General features: G+C 71.7%; 20 protein-coding genes. 7 read left to right on the top strand and 13 right to left on the bottom strand.

Features of this window, described 5'->3' with window-relative positions:
* The first annotated feature begins 126 nt into the window (after window positions 1-126).
* Window positions 127-1,275, top strand: a complete 1,149-nt coding sequence (locus MJ604_RS15685) for a sensor histidine kinase (RefSeq protein ID WP_243059429.1) — start codon at window positions 127-129, stop codon at window positions 1,273-1,275.
* Window positions 1,272-1,928 (top strand): response regulator transcription factor, encoded by a 657-nt coding sequence (locus tag MJ604_RS15680; RefSeq protein ID WP_243059428.1) that lies wholly within the window; start codon window positions 1,272-1,274, stop codon window positions 1,926-1,928. The genes MJ604_RS15685 and MJ604_RS15680 overlap by 4 nt, the downstream gene beginning before the upstream one ends.
* On the opposite strand, the gene MJ604_RS15675 is transcribed toward MJ604_RS15680, so the two are convergent.
* The 3 genes from MJ604_RS15675 to MJ604_RS15665 all read right to left on the bottom strand — a co-directional run bounded on the left by MJ604_RS15675 (window position 1,929) and on the right by MJ604_RS15665 (window position 3,951).
* Complete coding sequence (locus tag MJ604_RS15675) at window positions 1,929-2,687, bottom strand: MBL fold metallo-hydrolase (protein ID WP_243059427.1); 759 nt, start codon at window positions 2,685-2,687, stop codon at window positions 1,929-1,931.
* Window positions 2,684-3,499, bottom strand: a complete 816-nt coding sequence (gene murI / locus MJ604_RS15670) for a glutamate racemase (RefSeq protein WP_243059426.1) — start codon at window positions 3,497-3,499, stop codon at window positions 2,684-2,686. The genes MJ604_RS15675 and murI overlap by 4 nt, the downstream gene beginning before the upstream one ends.
* A 62-nt stretch (window positions 3,500-3,561) precedes the next feature.
* Window positions 3,562-3,951, bottom strand: coding sequence for a helix-turn-helix domain-containing protein (locus MJ604_RS15665; protein WP_243059425.1), 390 nt, complete (start codon window positions 3,949-3,951; stop codon window positions 3,562-3,564).
* 98 nt (window positions 3,952-4,049) lie between these two features.
* Here MJ604_RS15665 and MJ604_RS15660 point away from each other — a divergent pair, with 98 nt between their 5' ends.
* Together MJ604_RS15660 and MJ604_RS15655 are read left to right on the top strand one after the other, a co-directional pair.
* Entirely contained in the window at window positions 4,050-4,904 is an 855-nt protein-coding gene (locus tag MJ604_RS15660) for an SDR family oxidoreductase (RefSeq protein WP_243059424.1), read from the top strand.
* A 4-nt stretch (window positions 4,905-4,908) separates the two neighbouring features.
* On the top strand, window positions 4,909-5,886 hold the full coding sequence (locus tag MJ604_RS15655) for an alkaline phosphatase family protein (RefSeq protein ID WP_243059423.1): 978 nt from the start codon (window positions 4,909-4,911) through the stop codon (window positions 5,884-5,886).
* On the opposite strand, the gene MJ604_RS15650 is transcribed toward MJ604_RS15655, so the two are convergent.
* From MJ604_RS15650 to clpS, 9 genes are all read right to left on the bottom strand, one after another.
* Complete coding sequence (locus MJ604_RS15650) at window positions 5,883-6,860, bottom strand: ribose-phosphate pyrophosphokinase (protein WP_243059422.1); 978 nt, start codon at window positions 6,858-6,860, stop codon at window positions 5,883-5,885. The genes MJ604_RS15655 and MJ604_RS15650 overlap by 4 nt on opposite strands.
* 97 nt (window positions 6,861-6,957) lie before the next feature.
* A complete protein-coding gene (locus MJ604_RS15645; RefSeq protein WP_243059421.1) occupies window positions 6,958-7,908 on the bottom strand; it encodes a PLP-dependent cysteine synthase family protein in 951 nt (316 codons plus the stop codon).
* Window positions 7,905-8,180: a MoaD family protein gene (locus MJ604_RS15640; RefSeq protein ID WP_243059420.1), complete on the bottom strand. Its 276-nt coding sequence runs from the start codon at window positions 8,178-8,180 to the stop codon at window positions 7,905-7,907. Before MJ604_RS15640 ends, MJ604_RS15645 begins: the two co-directional genes overlap by 4 nt.
* 24 nt (window positions 8,181-8,204) lie before the next feature.
* Window positions 8,205-8,639, bottom strand: coding sequence for a Mov34/MPN/PAD-1 family protein (locus MJ604_RS15635; protein WP_243059419.1), 435 nt, complete (start codon window positions 8,637-8,639; stop codon window positions 8,205-8,207).
* The gene (locus tag MJ604_RS15630; RefSeq protein WP_243059418.1) at window positions 8,633-9,877 is read right to left on the bottom strand and encodes an MFS transporter; all 1,245 of its coding nucleotides are present in this window, start codon (window positions 9,875-9,877) and stop codon (window positions 8,633-8,635) included. The genes MJ604_RS15635 and MJ604_RS15630 overlap by 7 nt, the downstream gene beginning before the upstream one ends.
* A 47-nt stretch (window positions 9,878-9,924) precedes the next feature.
* Window positions 9,925-10,416 carry a MarR family winged helix-turn-helix transcriptional regulator gene (locus MJ604_RS15625; RefSeq protein ID WP_243059417.1) on the bottom strand — a complete coding sequence of 164 codons (492 nt, stop codon included), beginning with the start codon at window positions 10,414-10,416 and terminating at the stop codon, window positions 9,925-9,927.
* Window positions 10,417-10,484: 68 nt separating this feature from the next.
* Window positions 10,485-10,952 carry an NUDIX domain-containing protein gene (locus MJ604_RS15620; protein ID WP_243059416.1) on the bottom strand — a complete coding sequence of 156 codons (468 nt, stop codon included), beginning with the start codon at window positions 10,950-10,952 and terminating at the stop codon, window positions 10,485-10,487.
* Window positions 10,952-11,536 carry a DUF2017 domain-containing protein gene (locus MJ604_RS15615; RefSeq protein WP_243059415.1) on the bottom strand — a complete coding sequence of 195 codons (585 nt, stop codon included), beginning with the start codon at window positions 11,534-11,536 and terminating at the stop codon, window positions 10,952-10,954. Before MJ604_RS15615 ends, MJ604_RS15620 begins: the two co-directional genes overlap by 1 nt.
* Before the next feature lie 70 nt (window positions 11,537-11,606).
* Window positions 11,607-11,897, bottom strand: a complete 291-nt coding sequence (gene clpS, locus MJ604_RS15610) for an ATP-dependent Clp protease adapter ClpS (protein ID WP_374458353.1) — start codon at window positions 11,895-11,897, stop codon at window positions 11,607-11,609.
* A gap of 18 nt (window positions 11,898-11,915) precedes the next feature.
* On the opposite strand from clpS, the gene MJ604_RS15605 reads away from it, so the two are divergent.
* Genes MJ604_RS15605 through MJ604_RS15595 form a run of 3 tightly spaced genes read left to right on the top strand, consistent with a single transcriptional unit; the run spans window position 11,916 to window position 14,567 of the window.
* Entirely contained in the window at window positions 11,916-13,208 is a 1,293-nt protein-coding gene (locus MJ604_RS15605) for a nicotinate phosphoribosyltransferase (protein WP_279236104.1), read from the top strand.
* 17 nt (window positions 13,209-13,225) lie between these two features.
* The gene (locus MJ604_RS15600; RefSeq protein ID WP_243059414.1) at window positions 13,226-13,801 is read left to right on the top strand and encodes an isochorismatase family protein; all 576 of its coding nucleotides are present in this window, start codon (window positions 13,226-13,228) and stop codon (window positions 13,799-13,801) included.
* On the top strand, window positions 13,794-14,567 hold the full coding sequence (locus MJ604_RS15595; protein ID WP_243059413.1) for an enoyl-CoA hydratase: 774 nt from the start codon (window positions 13,794-13,796) through the stop codon (window positions 14,565-14,567). Before MJ604_RS15600 ends, MJ604_RS15595 begins: the two co-directional genes overlap by 8 nt.
* 88 nt (window positions 14,568-14,655) lie before the next feature.
* Here MJ604_RS15595 and MJ604_RS15590 read toward each other — a convergent pair whose 3' ends face one another.
* Window positions 14,656-15,660 carry a type IV toxin-antitoxin system AbiEi family antitoxin domain-containing protein gene (locus MJ604_RS15590; RefSeq protein WP_243059412.1) on the bottom strand — a complete coding sequence of 335 codons (1,005 nt, stop codon included), beginning with the start codon at window positions 15,658-15,660 and terminating at the stop codon, window positions 14,656-14,658.
* Window positions 15,661-15,754 lie beyond the last annotated feature (94 nt).

The following is a 15,754-nucleotide window of genomic DNA, read 5'->3' as shown; positions in this document are numbered from 1 at the left end:
CCCCAGCCTGCCGGATCGGGGCAGCCGTCACATCGGACGCGCGGATGGAGCTGGGCTGACCAAAGTAGGGGTGGGCCACGACCCCGGCATCGTGTACGTCGCGCTCGCGACGCCTAGCCTTGCCGCGTGGAGCGTCCCGACCCGGCCGAGTACCAGCCGCCGTTGCGCTGGTGGAGCCACGCCTGGCGGTTCGTGGCCATGCTCTCGATCAGCACCGTGGTGTGGCTGACGGTCGTCGACTGGCAGACAGATGCGCGGTTCGTGCTCGACATCGCGCTCGGCGTGCCGACGTTCGTGCTCGTCTTCTTCCGGCGCCGTTGGCCGGTCACCATCGCCGTCGTGCTCACCTTGGCGAGCGGGTTCTCCTCGATCGCCGCAGGCCCGGCCACCCTCGCCGGCGTCTCGCTCGCAACGCGTCGCCGGTGGCGGGAGATCGTCCCGATCGCGGTGCTGTCGCTCGTGTGCGCGCAGCTGTTCACGGTCGTTCATCCCAGCAACCCGACCGACCCCGACTGGCTGATCTTCGTCACCAACCTGGGCGCGGTGTCCGCGACGTTGGCGTGGGGCATGTACATCGGCTCGCGGCGCGAGCTGTTCTGGACGCTGCGCAACCGCGCCGAGCGCGCCGAGGCCGAGCAGGAGCTGATGGTGCGCCAGGCGCGCAGCCAGGAGCAGGCCCGGATCGCCCGCGAGATGCACGACGTGCTCGCACACCGGATCTCCCAGATCTCCATGCACGCCGGGGCTCTGGCCTACCGCACCGACCTCACGCCCGAGGAGGTCCACACCAGCGCCGAGGTCATCCGCGACAAGGCGCACGAGGCGCTCAACGACCTGCGCGGCGTGCTCGGGGTGCTGCGCGACGGCGCCACCGGCGAGCCGATGCTCGCGCCGCAGCCGACGTACGCCGACCTGCCGGGACTGGTGGCCGACGCGCAGGCGTCGGGGATGCGCATCGAGTTCGAGGACCTCGTCGAGGGCACGGTGCCGGACGCGGCGGGCCGCACGGTCTACCGGATCGTGCAGGAGGGCATCACCAACGCCCGCAAGCACGCGCCCGGCGCGCTGCTGAGCGTGCAGGTGAGCGGCACGCCGGACGACGGCATCGACGTGTCCCTGCGCAACCCGGTCGGCTTCGGCCCGACCAGGACGCCCGGCGCCGGCCTCGGCCTGGTGGGGCTCACCGAGCGCGCGCAGCTGCGCGGCGGCCGGCTCGACCACGGCCGCGAGGGCTCGTCGTTCGTGCTGCACGGCTGGATACCGTGGGCCGCATGACTCGCGTGCTTGTCGTCGACGACGACCCGCTGGTGCGCTCCGCGCTGGCCCTGATGCTCGGCGGCCACGACGACATCGACGTCGTCGGCGAGGCCGCGGACGGCCGCGAGGGCGTCCGGCTGGCCGGCGAGCTGCGGCCCGACGTGGTGCTGATGGACATCCGGATGCCGCGCCTCGACGGCCTCGGCGCGACCCGCGAGCTGCACTCCCGGCCGAGCCCGCCGCGGGTCATCGTGCTGACGACGTTCGACGCCGACGAGCAGGTGGTCGAGGCTCTCGCGTCCGGTGCCGACGGCTTCCTGCTCAAGGACACCCCGCCGCCGCAGATCGTCGACGCGATCCGCAAGGTCGTCGACGACGAGCCGATGCTCTCCCCCTCGGTGACGCGCACGCTGATCCGCCGGCTGCGCGACGAGCCCGACGACGGCGCGGACGCCGCGGCCGAGGCCGTCGCCCGGCTGGCCCAGCTCACCGACCGTGAGAGCGAGGTCGCCGACGCCGTCGGCCGGGGGCTGAGCAACGCCGAGATCGCCGGCGAGCTGCACCTGTCCGTGCCGACCGTGAAGGCGCACGTGTCGCGGCTGTTCGACAAGCTCCAGGTCACGAACCGCGTGCAGATCGCGATCGTGGTCCACGACGCCCAGAAGGGCTAGTCAGAACTCGTAGACAGCGCCGCACACCGCGAGCTCGGTGGGGCCGTCGTACGTCGTGGCCGCCTCGGCCAGCGCGTCCGCGGGGTCGTGCCACGGCGGGACGTGCGTGAGCAGCAGCCGCTTCACGCCCGCGCGGGCGGCGACCTCGCCGCCGTCGGCGCCGGTGAGGTGCAGGTCCGGCGGGTTCGTGTGGCCGACGCGGAACGACGCCTCGGCGAGGAACACGTCGGCGTCGCGCGCGACGTCCTCGAGCGACGAGCACGGACCGGTGTCGCCGCTGTAGGCGACGGTGGCGCCGTCCGCGGTCACCCGCAGCCCGAACGCGTCGACCGGGTGCAGCACCGGGATCGGCTCGATCGAGAACGGCCCGAGCTCGATCGTCTCGCCCCAGTCACGGAAGTCGAACTCCTCGTGCATCCCGGGGTCGAGCGGCAGGTCGTAGGCGCGCGCCATCCGGTCCGCGGTGCCCTCCGGCCCGTAGACCGGGATCCGCGGCTGCGCGCCGGTCGGGTGGTACTTGCGCATCACGTAGTAGCCGGACAGGTCGAGGCAGTGGTCGGCGTGCAGGTGGCTGAGCAGCACCGCGTCGATCGTCAGCGGGTCGACGTACTTGTGCAGCGCGCCGAGGGCGCCGCTGCCGAGGTCGAGCAGCACCCGCCACGTCCGGCCGTCGGCGTCGTCGGCCTCGAGCAGGTAGCAGCTGGCGGGCGAGTCCGGGCCGGGGTACGAGCCCGAGGAGCCCACGATGGTCAGCCTCATGCCAGACCTCCGACGAACTGGGACGCGGCGACCATCTCAGGCCCGAGGAAGCGCTTCCCGATGGACTCGAACTCACCGGGCGTGCCCGTGGTGAGGAAGGAGTACGACGGCTCGCCGCCCGGCCGGATCAGGTCGGTGCGGACCAGCATCTTGTAGACGTCCTTCGCGCACTCCTCGGCGCTGCTGACCAGCGTGACGCCGTCGCCCATCACGTAGGAGATGACGCCGGTGAGCAGCGGGTAGTGCGTGCAGCCGAGCACCAGCGTGTCGACTCCGGCGCGGATCAGCGGGTCGAGGTACTCGTGGGCGTGGTCGAGGAGCTCGTCGCCCGAGGTGACGCCGGCCTCGACGTACTCGACGAACTTCGGGCAGGCCTGGACGTGCAGGTCGATGTGGGGCGCGGCGGCGAACGCGTCCTCGTAGGCCATCGACTCGGCGGTGGCGCGGGTGCAGATCACGCCGATCCGGCCGGAGTGGCTGGCCGCCACCGCGCGGCGCGTCGCGGGCAGGATCACCTCGACGACGGGGACGTCGTAGCGCTCGCGGGCATCGCGGAGCATCGCCGCGCTGGCGGAGTTGCACGCGATGACCAGCGCCTTCACGCCGCGGTCGACGAGGTGGTCGAGGCACTCGAGGGCGTACTCGCGCACCTCGCCGATCGGCTTCTGGCCGTACGGCTGGCGGGCGGTGTCGCCGACGTACACGATCGACTCGTGCGGCAGCTGGTCGATGACCGACCGGGCGACCGTGAGTCCGCCGAAGCCGGAGTCGAAGATGCCGATGGGGGCATCGCGCAGCTCAGGCGTGGTCATGGTCGGCACGAGAAGAAACGGTAGGGGGTCGGACGGGTCCGCGCACGGAGTCGCGACGTACCTCACGCGTGCTCGTCGTCACCCTCGCCCTCCCCGCGGTCGAGGATCTGGTCGGCGTGGTGGGTCACCCAGATCATCAGCGGGACCAGCTTCTCGACGAGGCCCGCGCCGAGCGGGGTGAGGGAGTACTCGACGTGCGGCGGCACGACCGGCTTCGCGACCCGGAGCACCAGACCGTCCCGCTCGAGGGTACGCAGGGTCTGGGCGAGCATCTTCTCGCTGATCCCGTCCGCCCGGCGCCGCAGCTCGCTCCACCGCAGCGGCTCCCCGTCGCCGAGGGCGGCGAGCACGAGCGGCGCCCACTTGCTCATCACGTGGTCGAGGACCTCGCGCGTCGGGCAGTTGCGGGTGAAGACCTGGTCGGGGAACGCGGCCGAGAGACTAACCGTCATGCCAGTACCTTACTTCAAAGTGGGTACTAACTTTCGGGAAGTAAGCCAGGGCGCCGCTCGTTCCACCGGGTGACAGCACCTCTCCCGAAAGGTTCACCATGACCGTCCTCGTCACCGGCGCCTCCGGCCACCTCGGCCGCCGTACCGTCCTCGCCCTGCTCGACCGCGGCGTCCCCGCGGCCGAGATCGTCGCCACCGCCCGCGACCTCGACGCGGTCGCCGACCTCGCCGGCCTCGGCGTCCAGGTCCGCCGCGCCGACTACGACGACCCCGCCTCCCTCGACGCGGCGTTCGCCGGCGTCGACCGAGCCCTGCTCGTGTCGTCCAACGCGGTCGGTGCCCGGGTCCCCCAGCACCGCAACGTGATCGAGGCCGCCGTCCGCGCCGGCGTCGAGCTGCTCGCCTACACGAGCCTGCTGCGCGCCGACACCAGCGGCCTCGGCCTGGCCGCCGACCACCTCGCCACCGAGGACCTGCTGAAGCAGAGCGGCCTGCCGGTCACCCTGCTGCGCAACGGCTGGTACGTCGAGAACTACACCGAGAACGCCGCACCGGCGCTCGCCACCGGCCAGGTCATCGGCGCCGCCGGCACCGGCCGGATCAGCGCCGCGACCCGCCAGGACTTCGCGGAGGCAGCCGCCGTGGTGCTCGCCGGTGGCGAGCACGCGGGCGCGGTCTACGAGCTGGCCGGCGACGAGGCGTTCACGATGGCGGAGTACGCCGCCGCCCTCGGCACCGCGACCGGACGCGAGATCGGCTACACCGACCTGTCGGCCGCCGACTACGCCGCGACCCTGACGTCCGCGGGCGTGCCGGCGGCCTTCGCCGAGCTGCTCGCCGACTCCGACCTGGGTGTCGCCCGGGGCGACCTCGAGGACCACTCAGGCGACCTGGCGCGGCTGATCGGCCGGCCGACCACCCGCCTGGCCGAGGCGGTCGCCGACGTAGCGTGACCGGGTGCGCACCCCCGCAGCCCTGGTACTCGCGGCCGCCGTCCTCCTCGGCGGCGCCGCACCCGCTCACGCGATCACCCCGGAGCCGGTCGCCCCGCCGTCGAGCGTCGTGGCGATCTCCGTCGACGGCCTGAACGTCGAGGCGGTCCGGCAGCTCGGGGCCGCGGGGGCGCCGACGCTCCACCGGATGCTCGACGAGGGCGCCGGCACCCTGAACGCGCGCACGGAGCTCGAGCAGACCGTGACGCTGCCCAACCACACCAGCATGCTGACCGGGCGGCGGATCGACGCGGACGCGGGCGGGCACGGCGTGACCTGGGACGGCGACCGCCCGGGCACCACCGTCCAGGGCGCGGCCGGTCATCCGGTCGGGTCGGTGTTCAGCGCCGTGCACACCGCCGGCGGCAGCGCCGCGCTGTACACGACCAAGGAGAAGTTCGAGCTGTACGAGCGGTCCTGGCCCGCCGGTGTCGACACCTGCCGCTTCACGGCGAACCAGCGCCGCCTGGTCCGGCTGGCCCGCGCCGACCTGGCCGACGGGGCGCCGACGTTCACCTTCCTGCACGTCTCGCTGCCCGACCGCGCCGGGCACGCGTACGGCGGGATGTCGCCGCAGTACCTCGACGCGGTGCGGCGTACCGACAAGCAGCTCGGCACGGTCCTGCGTGCGGTGGCGGGCCACGAGGTCACGGTGATTCTCACCGCCGACCACGGGTTCGCGACCGGCGCGACCGACCACTCGGCGAAGCGGAACGTCGAGAACTACCGGATCCCCTTCCTGGTCTGGGGATCCGGCGTCGCGCACAGCGACCTGTACGCGACCAACCCGACGTTCCGCGACCCGCGCGGCAGGCGACCGGCGTACGCCGGGAAGCAGCCGGTGCGCAACGGCGACGTCGCGAACCTCGCGCTCGACCTGCTCGGCCTCGGGCCGGTGCGCGGCAGCGGGATCGACCCGGAGCAGACGCTGAGCGTGGACTAGCCGAAGAGCCGTGCCTGCGGCGGCCCGAGCGACGGGTCGACGCCGTCGAACATGCTGCTGACCGACTCTCCCGCGTGCGAGCGGGCGATCGCCTGGGCGAACAGGCCGGACACCGAGAGGACCTTGAGCTCGGGCCAGTCGGCCGGCGGCGGGACGGTGTCGGTGGTGACGACCTCGGTGACCATCGGGTGGTCGCGCAGGCGCTCGATCGCCTTCCCCACGAACAGGCCGTGGGTGCAGGCGATCGCGGCCTCGGTGCAGCCCTGCTCGGCCAGCCGGTCGAGCAGCTCGACGATCGAGCCGCCGGTCGCGATCTCGTCGTCGAGGACGATCGCGCGGCGCCCTTCGACGTCGCCGACGATCGTGTCGATGACGACCTGGTCGTCGCCGAGGCGCTTCTTGCTGCCCGCGGCGACCGGGACCCCGAGCAGCCGGGCGAGCTGGCCCGCGGTCTTGGCGTTGCCGAAGTCCGGCGAGACCACGACGGCGTCGGTCAGGTCCTGGCCGAGGAAGTGGTCGGCGAGCACCCCGAGCGCGGTGAGGTGGTCGACCGGCACCGAGAAGAACGCGTGCACCTGGGGCGCGTGCAGCGTCATCGTCAGCACCCGGTCGACGCCGGCCGCGACCAGCATGTCCGCGACCAGCCGGCCGCCGACGGAGAGCCGGGAGGCGTCCTTCTTGTCCGAGCGCGCGTAGGAGTAGTACGGGATCACCGCCGAGATCCGCTCCGCGGACGCGCCGCGCGCGGCGTCGATCATCAGCAGCAGCTCCATGAGGTGCTCCTGCGTCGGCGGGCACAGCGGCTGCACGAGGTAGACGTCGCGCTGGCGGCAGTTCGTCTGCAGCTGCGCCTGCAGGCAGTCGTTGCTGAACCTCGTCATCTCGACCGACGACAGCTCGACGTCGAGGTCCTCGCAGATGGCCGTGGCCAGGCCTCGGTGGGCGGATCCGCTGAAGACGACGATCTCGCGCAAGGCTGCTCCCGGGTCGGCGGGTGGCGGTCATGGCCACCGTAGCCAACGGGGTGTGAACCGGCCCATCCCCCGGAGGGGGTGATCTTCGGGCCTGGGGTCAGGCCCAGAGCTGCCCTTCGAGGCGGTCCTCCGCCTCGTCGATGGTGCCCTCGTAGGCGCCCGTCGAGAGGTACTTCCAGCCGCCGTCGGCGACCACGAAGGCGATGTCCGCGGACTCCCCCGCCTTGACCGCCTTGGCGGCCTGACCGATCGCGGCGTGCAGGATCGCGCCGGTGGAGATGCCGGCGAAGATGCCCTCGAGCTCCAGCAGCTCGCGGACGCGGCGTACGGCGTCGCGCGGGCCGACCGAGAACCGGCTGTCGATCAGGTCGGCGTCGTACAGCTCGGGCACGAAGCCCTCGTCGAGGTTGCGCAGGCCGTAGACGAGCTCGCCGTACCGCGGCTCGGCGGCGACGATCCGCACCTCGGGCTTGGCGGAGCGGAAGTACCGGCTGACGCCCATCAGCGTGCCGGTGGTGCCGAGGCCGGCGACGAAGTGCGTGATCGACGGCAGGTCCGCGAGCAGCTCCGGCCCGGTGCCCTGCTCGTGCGCGAGAGCGTTGGCGGCGTTGCCGTACTGGTAGAGCATCACCCAGTCGGGGTGCTCCGCCGCGACCTGCTTGGCGACCCGGACGGCTTCGTTCGAGCCACCGGCGGCGGGCGAGGAGATGATCTCGGCGCCCCACATGCGGAGCAGCTGGCGGCGCTCCTCGGAGGTGTTCTCCGGCATCACGCAGACGATCCGGTAGCCCTTGAGCTTCGCGGCCATCGCCAGCGAGATGCCGGTGTTGCCGGACGTCGGCTCGAGGATCGTGCAGCCGGGACGCAGCGTCCCGTCCTTCTCGGCCTCCTCGATCATCTTCAGGGCCGGGCGGTCCTTGATCGAGCCGGTGGGGTTGCGGTCCTCGAGCTTCGCCCAGAGGCGTACGTCGGGACTGGGCGACAGCCTCGGGAGGCCGACCAGCGGGGTGCCGCCGACCGACGAGAGGAGGTTGTCGTAGCGGGTCACTGGCCGCCGGCGACAGCCGGGAGGACGACGACCTGGTCGCCGTCGCTGAGCTCGGCCCCGAGACCGCCGATGAAGCGGACGTCCTCGTCGTTGACGTAGACGTTCACGAAGCGGCGCAGGTCGCCGTTCTCGATCAGGCGGTCCTTGATCCCGGGGTGGTTGGCCTCCAGGTCGTCGATCAACGCGCTCAGGCTGGCGCCGTCGCCGGTGACCGCCTTCTCGCCGCCGGTGTAGGTGCGCAGGATGGTCGGGATCCGGACCTCGATGGCCATGGGTGTGACTCCTTGTGAAACGGCTCAGTTGCTGGGCAGTGCGTCGACGACCGTGACCTCTTCCTCGGTCACCTCGCCGTCGATGATTCTGTAGGACCTGAACTCCACGGGGCCGTCGTTATTCCCGTGCTCGCGCGTGCTGACCAGCACATAGTGTGCCCCCGGCTCGCTGGCGAGCCCGATGTCGGTCCGGCTCGGGTACGCCTCCGTCGCGGTGTGCGAGTGGTAGACGATCACCGGCTCCTCGTCGTTCGCGTCCATCTCCTTGTAGAGCTGGAGCAGGTCCGTGGAGTCGAACTCGTAGAACGTCGGCGACCCGGCGGCGTTGACCATCTCGACGAACCGCTCGGGGCGGTCGCTGCCCTCGGGTCCGGCGACGACGCCGCAGGCCTCGTCGGGGTGGTCGCGCTTGGCGTGCGCGACGATGGCGTCGTACGTCGCCTGGTCGATGGTCAGCACCGTTCCAGCGTAGGGGCAGCGGCCGGTCCGGCCGTCACCCGCCCGGACCCCGGACCGGTGCGCAGCCGGGTGGCGGCGAGCGTGGTACCGCCCGCGAGCACCACGGCGGCGACCAGCAGCCCGACACCCAGACCGGACCCGTCGGCGACGATGCTCACCACCGCCAACCCGACCACGCCGCCGACCTGCTGCGTGGTGGTCACGAATCCGGACGCCACCCCACCGTGCTCGAGCGGCGCGTCGCCCATGGCGATCGAGGTGACCTGGGGCATGGCCAGCCCGAAGCCGGTGCCCATCACCGCGAACGCGGGTGCGACGTCCAGCCAGAACGTTCCCTCGGCCGGCGTACGGGCCAGGAGCAGGAGACCGCCGACGAACAGGATGAGCCCGCCCAGGAGCACGCGCTCCGGGCCGTACCGCTCGGCCAGTCGACCGCTGAGCACGAGCGACGCGACCGCGATGGCCACGGTGACCGGGAGGTAGGAGAGTCCCGTCGCCATCGGGCCGAGACCCAGCACGTCCTGCAGGTAGAGCGCACTGAGGAACTGGAAGCTGAACCCGGCGACGGTCATCGTGAACAGCACGACGTTGGCGACCACGAAGCGCTTGGCCCGGAACAGCGCCAGCGGCACCAGGCCGGACCTGCGCGCACCGCTCCCGCGCGCCGGATCGAGGTGGCGCAGCGCGACCGGGATGACGAGCAGCCCGATCGGGACGTTGACCAGGAACACCCAACGCCAGGACACCAGCTCGACCAGCACCCCTCCCGCGATCACCCCGAGCGAGGCCCCGGCCGCGCCCACGAAGGCCAGCAGCCCGAAGGCGCGGGTCCGCCCGCGCTCGTCGTCGGCGTACAGCGCGGCGATCATCCCGAGCACCACGGCCGACGCGAGCGCCCCGCCGACACCTTGCAGGAACCGGGCGACGACCAGGAGCTCGGCGTCGGGCGCGAGGCCGCACAGGGCGGACGCGGCGGTGAACACCACGAGGCCCGCGAGAAAGACCCGGCGAGCACCGATCAGGTCGGCGAGCCGACCCGCCGGCAGCAGCAGGAGGGCGAAGGCGATGAAGAAGGCGTTCACGACCCAGGCGAGGCCGGTGTCGGAGAACCCGAGGTCGGCGCGGATCGTCGGTAGCGCGACGTTCACGATCGTGCCGTCGAGGATCACCATCAGCTGGGTGGCGGTCAGCGCGAGGAGCGCTGAGGCGCGCGAGCGGGAGCGAGTGAGGGAGGTCATGACGAGACCGTATCAAATAGTCCCGTACAAAACTATCCCTTTCCGTTTTATCCCGAAGCTGACGGCACGCGGCGCCGCCGCTGGGGCGCCGTGTGCGACGGCGTGGCGAGCACGCCCCGGGTCAACGCCTCCAGCGCCTCGACGAGCACCGTCCGCTGGATCTCGTCGAGGTCGAGCAGCACCCGGTCGACGACCTCGCCCGCCACGCCGTGCGCCCGGTGCAGCAACCGCCGACCCTCGGGCGTCACCGCCACCACCCGGGCCCGCCGGTCGGTCGAGGAGACCCGCCGCTCGGCGTACCCGGTCCGCTCGAGGGCGTCGAGGGTGACCACCATCGTCGTCTTGTCCAGGCCGGCGAGCTCGGCGATCACGGTCTGCGAGCGCTCCTCCTCGTCGGCCTTCCACAGCACGCAGTACTCCCGCACGGTGAGACCGACGTCGTCGAGGGCGGCGCCCATCTGAGCGGCCAGGGCATAGGAGGCCTGGTTGAGCAGGAAGGAGAGGTCGACCGGGGGTGGCGTCGCGGAGTTGCGGGACATACCTCGACTGTAACCGGAACGTTCCGGTGCGGGACGATCTGTCAACAGACCGTTCCGTCAGAGGTAGTTCAGCGGCGGAACCTTGCCGCAGTCTCACCGGCACGGACGTCGGCGATCCGCTCGCGCAGCCAGTCCGCCATCGGCGGCAACGCGTCGACGGGCCACCATCGGACGTCCACGTTCTCGTCGTCGGCGACGCGCGCCTCGCCGCTGACCCAGGTGCAGGCGAAGGTGAGGTCGAGGTAGACGCCGAGGTCGCCGTTGGCGTGCACGACCTGGGGGCTCGAGCTCACCGACGCCAGCCGGTCGACGGAGACGACCACGCCGGTCTCCTCGAGCGCCTCGCGGGCGGCGCCGACGGCCGGCTCCTCACCGGGGTCGAGGATCCCGGTGACCGGCGCCCACTCGCCGTTGTCGGAGCGCAGGGTGAGCAGGATCTGGTCGTCCTTCTGGACCACCGCGGTGACGGCGGGCAGCCACAGCTCGTGGGTGCCGACCAGCTCGCGCAGGGCGACGACGAACGGCGGGATCGGCATCAGTCCATCAACGCCTGGACCAGGGTCTCCTGCAGGTAGCCGACCCATTCGTAGATGTCGTGCGCCTGCGCGGTCGGGTCGTCGTCGGGCAGCGAGTGCCAGTACTCCTCGTCGCCCTCCTCGACCCCGAGCCGGGTCGCGAGCGCCAGCCGCAGGTCGGTGAACGACCGCATCCAGGTCTCCGCGCTCGCGGCGTCGAGCTCGACGTCGATCATCAGCCCGTCCTCGGTGAGCTCGGGCGGCAGCCCGGCCTCCTCGAGACCGTCGATGATCGCGATCGCGGCGTTCGCCTTGCCGTCGCGCAGGCCTCCCTCGGTGAACCGGCGGAACTCGGCCGCCGCCTCCTCGTCGCTCGGGTACGCCGTCGGGAACAGCCGGGCGAGCACCGGGTCCTCGGGCTCCTGGGTCGGACCCGAGAAGTCCAGCATCGCCTCGAGCGGGTCGACGTCGTCGCGCGGCACGGCGGCCTCGTTGCGCAGCAGCTCGACGAGCTGGGACGCCAGCGAGCGCAGCAGATCGGCCTCGAAGCCGGTGAAGTTCGCGATGATCAGCTTGCTCCGGCGGTGCCGCTGGAAGCCGCTCATCTGTTGGGGTCCCCGCGGAGCTGTGGGCTGGAGGAGCGGAGCGGGGGAAGCCCGCAGTGTCGTGGGGTGTTCATTCCTGCCGGTCCATCGTGGCCCAGAGGCCGTACTCGTGCATCGCCTGCACGTCGCGCTCCATCTCCTCGCGGGTGCCGTGGCTGACCACGGACTTGCCGTCCTCGTGGACCTCCATCATCAGCTTCTCCGCCTTCTTCTTCGAGTAGCCGAAGTACTTCTGGAAGACGTAGGTGACGTAGGACATCAGGTTCACGGGGTCGTTCCACACGATCGTCACCCACGGCTTGGCGGTCAGGGTGATCTCGTCGGGAGTGAGGTCGGGCTCGATCTCGACGGGGGCGGACACGCCCTCAATGTTGGCACACTGACGTCCGTGTCCCCGTCAACAGCCCTCCTCACCGACCACTACGAGCTGACCATGCTCCAGGCCGCGCTGAGGTCCGGCGCGGCGCACCGTCGCTCGGTCTTCGAGCTCTTCCCGCGGCGGCTCCCGGAGGGGCGCCGGTACGGCGTGGTCGCGGGCGTCGGACGCGCGCTCGACGCGATCGAGTCGTTCCGGTTCGACGACGAGGTGCTGACCGTCCTGGAGGACGTCGTCGACACGCCGACGCTCGAGTGGCTGGCGTCGTACCGCTTCTCCGGGGACGTGTGGGGCTACGCCGAGGGCGAGACGTACTTCCCCTACTCGCCGCTGCTGATCGTCGAGTCGACGTTCGCCGAGGCGGTGCTGCTCGAGACGTTGCTGCTGTCGATCTACAACCACGACTCCGCGGTCGCGTCGGCGGCGTCGCGGATGACGCTCGCCGCCGGCGACCGGCCGTGCATCGAGATGGGCTCGCGCCGCACCCACGAGGACGCGGCGGTCGCCTCCGCGCGGGCGGCGTACGTCGCGGGCTTCGCGGCGAGCTCGAACCTCGCGGCGCGGCAGCGGTACAGCGTCCCCACCACCGGCACCAGCGCGCACAGCTTCACGTTGCTGCACGACACCGAGGCCGACGCGTTCCGCGCGCAGGTCGCGTCGCTGGGGTCCGCGACCACGCTGCTCGTGGACACGTACGACGTGCGCGAGGCCGTGCAGCAGGCGGTCGAGGTCGCGGGGCCGGATCTCGGCGCGGTGCGGCTCGACTCCGGCGACCTGGCGGTACTGGCGGCCGAGGTGCGCGTGCAGCTGGACGGCCTCGGTGCGACGAAGACGCGGATCATCGTCACCAGCGACCTCGACGAGTACGCGATCGCGGCGCTCGCGGCGGCGCCCGTCGACGGGTACGGCGTCGGCACCGAGCTGGTCACCGGCAGCGGGCACCCCACGTGTGGCTTCGTCTACAAGCTGGTCGCGCGGGCGTCCGACGCGGGCGAGATGGTGTCGGTCGCGAAGCGCAGCGTGGACAAGGCGTCGGTCGGCGGACGGAAGTACGCCCTGCGGCGGCTGACCTCGGCCGGAGTCGCCGAGGCCGAGGTGATCGGGATCGGGCACCGGCCCGACGACGACGGCGACGACCGGGCGCTGCTGGTGCCGCTGGTCCGCGACGGGGAGGTGGTCGGGCGCGAGTCGCTGGAGGCCGCGCGATCGCGGCACCTCACGTCGCGCAGCGAGCTGCCGGTGGCGATCCAGCAGATGTCGCGCGGTGAGCCGGTGATCCCGACCGTCCACGAGTGACGGGTAGCCTCCGGGGAATGAAGCGGGCGCTGATCGTGACCGACGTCCAGAACGACTTCTGCGAGGGCGGCTCCCTGCCCGTCGCGGGCGGGGCGAGGGTGGCCGCCGACATCGGTGCCGTCCTCCACCACTGGTCGTCCGGCGAACCGGACGCTCCGGCGTACGACCATGTCGTCGCGACCAAGGACCACCACATCGACCCCGGCGGGCACTGGTCGCGTGAGCCGGACTTCAAGGAGTCGTGGCCGATCCACTGCCGCGTCGGCACGGACGGCGAGGCGTTCCACCCCAACCTCGACCCGCAGCCGTTCGACGCGATCTTCCTCAAGGGCGAGCACGAGCCGGCGTACTCCGGGTTCCAGGGGCGCGCTACCGGCGAGGTGCTGCTCGCGGACTGGCTGCGCGCGCACGAGGTCACCGCGGTCGACGTCTGCGGGATCGCCACCGACTACTGCGTGCGGGCCACGGCGCTCGACGCGGTCGCGGCGGGCTTCTCGACGCGCGTGCTGCTCGACCTGTGCGCGGGCGTCGCGCCCGAGACGTCGGAGGCCGCGATCGCCGAGCTGCTCACGGCCGGGGTCACCGTTGTCTGAGCACCTCACCGTCGAGTTCCGGGAGTCCGTGCTCTGGCTGACGTTCAACCGGCCGGAGATCCTCAACGCCGTGTCCGGCGAGATGATGACGACGCTGGCGTCCTCGCTCGAGGGCTCGGCCGTCCGTGAAGACGTGCGCGTCGTCGTGATCACCGGCACCGGCGCCGGGTTCAGCGCCGGCGCGGACATGGAGACCCTGCAGCTCGCGCCGCAGTACCCGATCGAGACCATGGACGGCGCGAACCGCGTGATCCGCGCGGTCGTCGGCTGCCCGAAGCCGGTGCTCGCCGCCGTGAACGGCATCGCCGCCGGCGTCGCCTGCTCGGCCGCGCTGGCCGCCGACATCATCGTCGCCGCGGAGTCGGCGTCGTTCCTGCTGCCCTTCTCGAAGGTCGGCCTGATGACCGACGGCGGCGCATCCTTGACCGTCGCCGCCTCGATCGGCCGGACCCGCGCGATGCGGATGGCCCTGCTCGCCGAACCGCTGTCGGCCCAGGAGGCGCTCGACTGCGGGCTGATCACGCACGTGGCTCCCGACGCGTCGTTCCCTGACCTCGTGACCCGGCTCGCTCGGCGCCTGGCCGCCGGTCCCGCGATCGCCCAGACCGGCATCAAGAAGGCGATCAACGCCGCCACCCTCGGCGACCTCGAGGCCGCGCTCGACCGCGAGCACTCCGGCCAGCGCGCCCTCTTCACCACCGCCGACTTCACCGAGGGGGTCGCGGCGTTCCTCGGCGGCCGGAAGCCAGAGTTCCGCGGCGACTGACCGCTTGTAACGCGGGGTTAGCACCTCTAGTGACCCCGAAATTTCGGGGTGCCTGGTGGCCATAACCCCGCGTTACATGTCTCGGGAGTCAGCGGCGACGACGCCGGATGACGTACGGCGCGAGGTCCTCGATCGACGTGCCGAACCGAGCGTTGGTGTCGGCGATCTCCCGCAGCAACCGACGCTTCGTCGCTTCCCAGGTGTCCGGCTGCAGGTCGGCCCAGACGAGGCGCGACATGCCGAGCTTGAAGCCGCAGAGCCAGTCCTGGCGCCTCTTCTCGCGCCAGACGATGTCGGCGGGCGACAGTTCGGCGTACCCGCCTTCCTCCTGACGCTGGTACTTGTGCCAGCCGTCGAACTCGATCAGGTGGCGACCGACCCGGAAGTCGACCCACGCCGTCCGCCCGCGATCGCGCAGGCCGAACTGGGGATGCACGACGCCCAGCGCGATCTCCTCGAGCATCAGCTTCGTCAGGTCCTCCCCCGGGTTCTCGCAGCGGCGGTCGGCGAGCTCGATGGACTCCCGCGACTTGGTCACGTACGGCCAGTTGCGCATGGGAGCCACCGCCGCCCAGAGCGCCCCCTTCGACACGCCCATCCGGAGCGCGGAACCCGCCGCCACGATCCCGTGGCGCGATCCGTGCTCGCGGGCGATGTCCGCGACCGTGCGCGGGATGTCGAGGAGCGGCTGACCGTCGACGAACACGATCTGCTCGTCCGCGAACGGCGCCTTGTGATGCTTGACGCCGTGCCGCGTCCGACCGCCCAGCACGCCGAACCTGGTGACGTGCACCAGCCGCGGCCGGGCCTCGAGGATGTCCAGGCCGTGCAGGTACGCCGCGGAGTCGTGACTGATCAGCTGTGGCGTCCGCATCCTCAAGACCGCCGCCCAGACCTCGAGCCGCGGGCGGCCGACGTACGGGTCGAGCACGGACCAGTGGGTGGCGGTCGTGTACGCACCATGCCGCACCGCTACCCAGTCGCCGTGACGAAGAAGCTCCCCGACCTCCTTGGCCGTGGCCCCGGCTGCCAGCGCCTGACGTCGAAGGATCAGGCCGTGCTGCTCGGCGAAGTAGTGGGCGAATCTCGGCATGCCGCGACCATTCCCGGCCGGCCGAGCATGACTCTGGCGAGTTCATCGCCTGTGGAGAGAGCGGCTGTAACGCGGGGTTAGACCCTCTGGTGGC

It is taken from the genome of Nocardioides sp. SR21 (genome assembly GCF_022761125.1).
In the GTDB taxonomy this organism is placed as follows: Bacteria; Actinomycetota; Actinomycetes; order Propionibacteriales; family Nocardioidaceae; genus Nocardioides.
The sequence above is the reverse complement of the archived record's forward strand: the minus strand, read 5'-3'. Positions and strand labels throughout refer to the sequence as shown.

Excerpts from the sequence above, each read along its gene's own strand:
- MJ604_RS15665 (WP_243059425.1), bottom strand. The coding sequence starts at position 3,951 with ATGACGGTTAGTCTCTCGGCCGCGTTCCCCGACCAGGTCTTCACCCGC.
- MJ604_RS15660 (WP_243059424.1), top strand. The coding sequence starts at position 4,050 with ATGACCGTCCTCGTCACCGGCGCCTCCGGCCACCTCGGCCGCCGTACC.
- MJ604_RS15640 (WP_243059420.1), bottom strand. The coding sequence starts at position 8,180 with ATGGCCATCGAGGTCCGGATCCCGACCATCCTGCGCACCTACACCGGC.
- MJ604_RS15625 (WP_243059417.1), bottom strand. The coding sequence starts at position 10,416 with ATGTCCCGCAACTCCGCGACGCCACCCCCGGTCGACCTCTCCTTCCTG.
- MJ604_RS15675 (WP_243059427.1), bottom strand. The coding sequence starts at position 2,687 with ATGAGGCTGACCATCGTGGGCTCCTCGGGCTCGTACCCCGGCCCGGAC.
- MJ604_RS15590 (WP_243059412.1), bottom strand. The coding sequence starts at position 15,660 with ATGCCGAGATTCGCCCACTACTTCGCCGAGCAGCACGGCCTGATCCTT.
- MJ604_RS15680 (WP_243059428.1), top strand. The coding sequence starts at position 1,272 with ATGACTCGCGTGCTTGTCGTCGACGACGACCCGCTGGTGCGCTCCGCG.
- MJ604_RS15600 (WP_243059414.1), top strand. The coding sequence starts at position 13,226 with ATGAAGCGGGCGCTGATCGTGACCGACGTCCAGAACGACTTCTGCGAG.
- MJ604_RS15630 (WP_243059418.1), bottom strand. The coding sequence starts at position 9,877 with ATGACCTCCCTCACTCGCTCCCGCTCGCGCGCCTCAGCGCTCCTCGCG.
- murI (WP_243059426.1), bottom strand. The coding sequence starts at position 3,499 with ATGACCACGCCTGAGCTGCGCGATGCCCCCATCGGCATCTTCGACTCC.
- MJ604_RS15615 (WP_243059415.1), bottom strand. The coding sequence starts at position 11,536 with ATGAGCGGCTTCCAGCGGCACCGCCGGAGCAAGCTGATCATCGCGAAC.
- MJ604_RS15620 (WP_243059416.1), bottom strand. The coding sequence starts at position 10,952 with ATGCCGATCCCGCCGTTCGTCGTCGCCCTGCGCGAGCTGGTCGGCACC.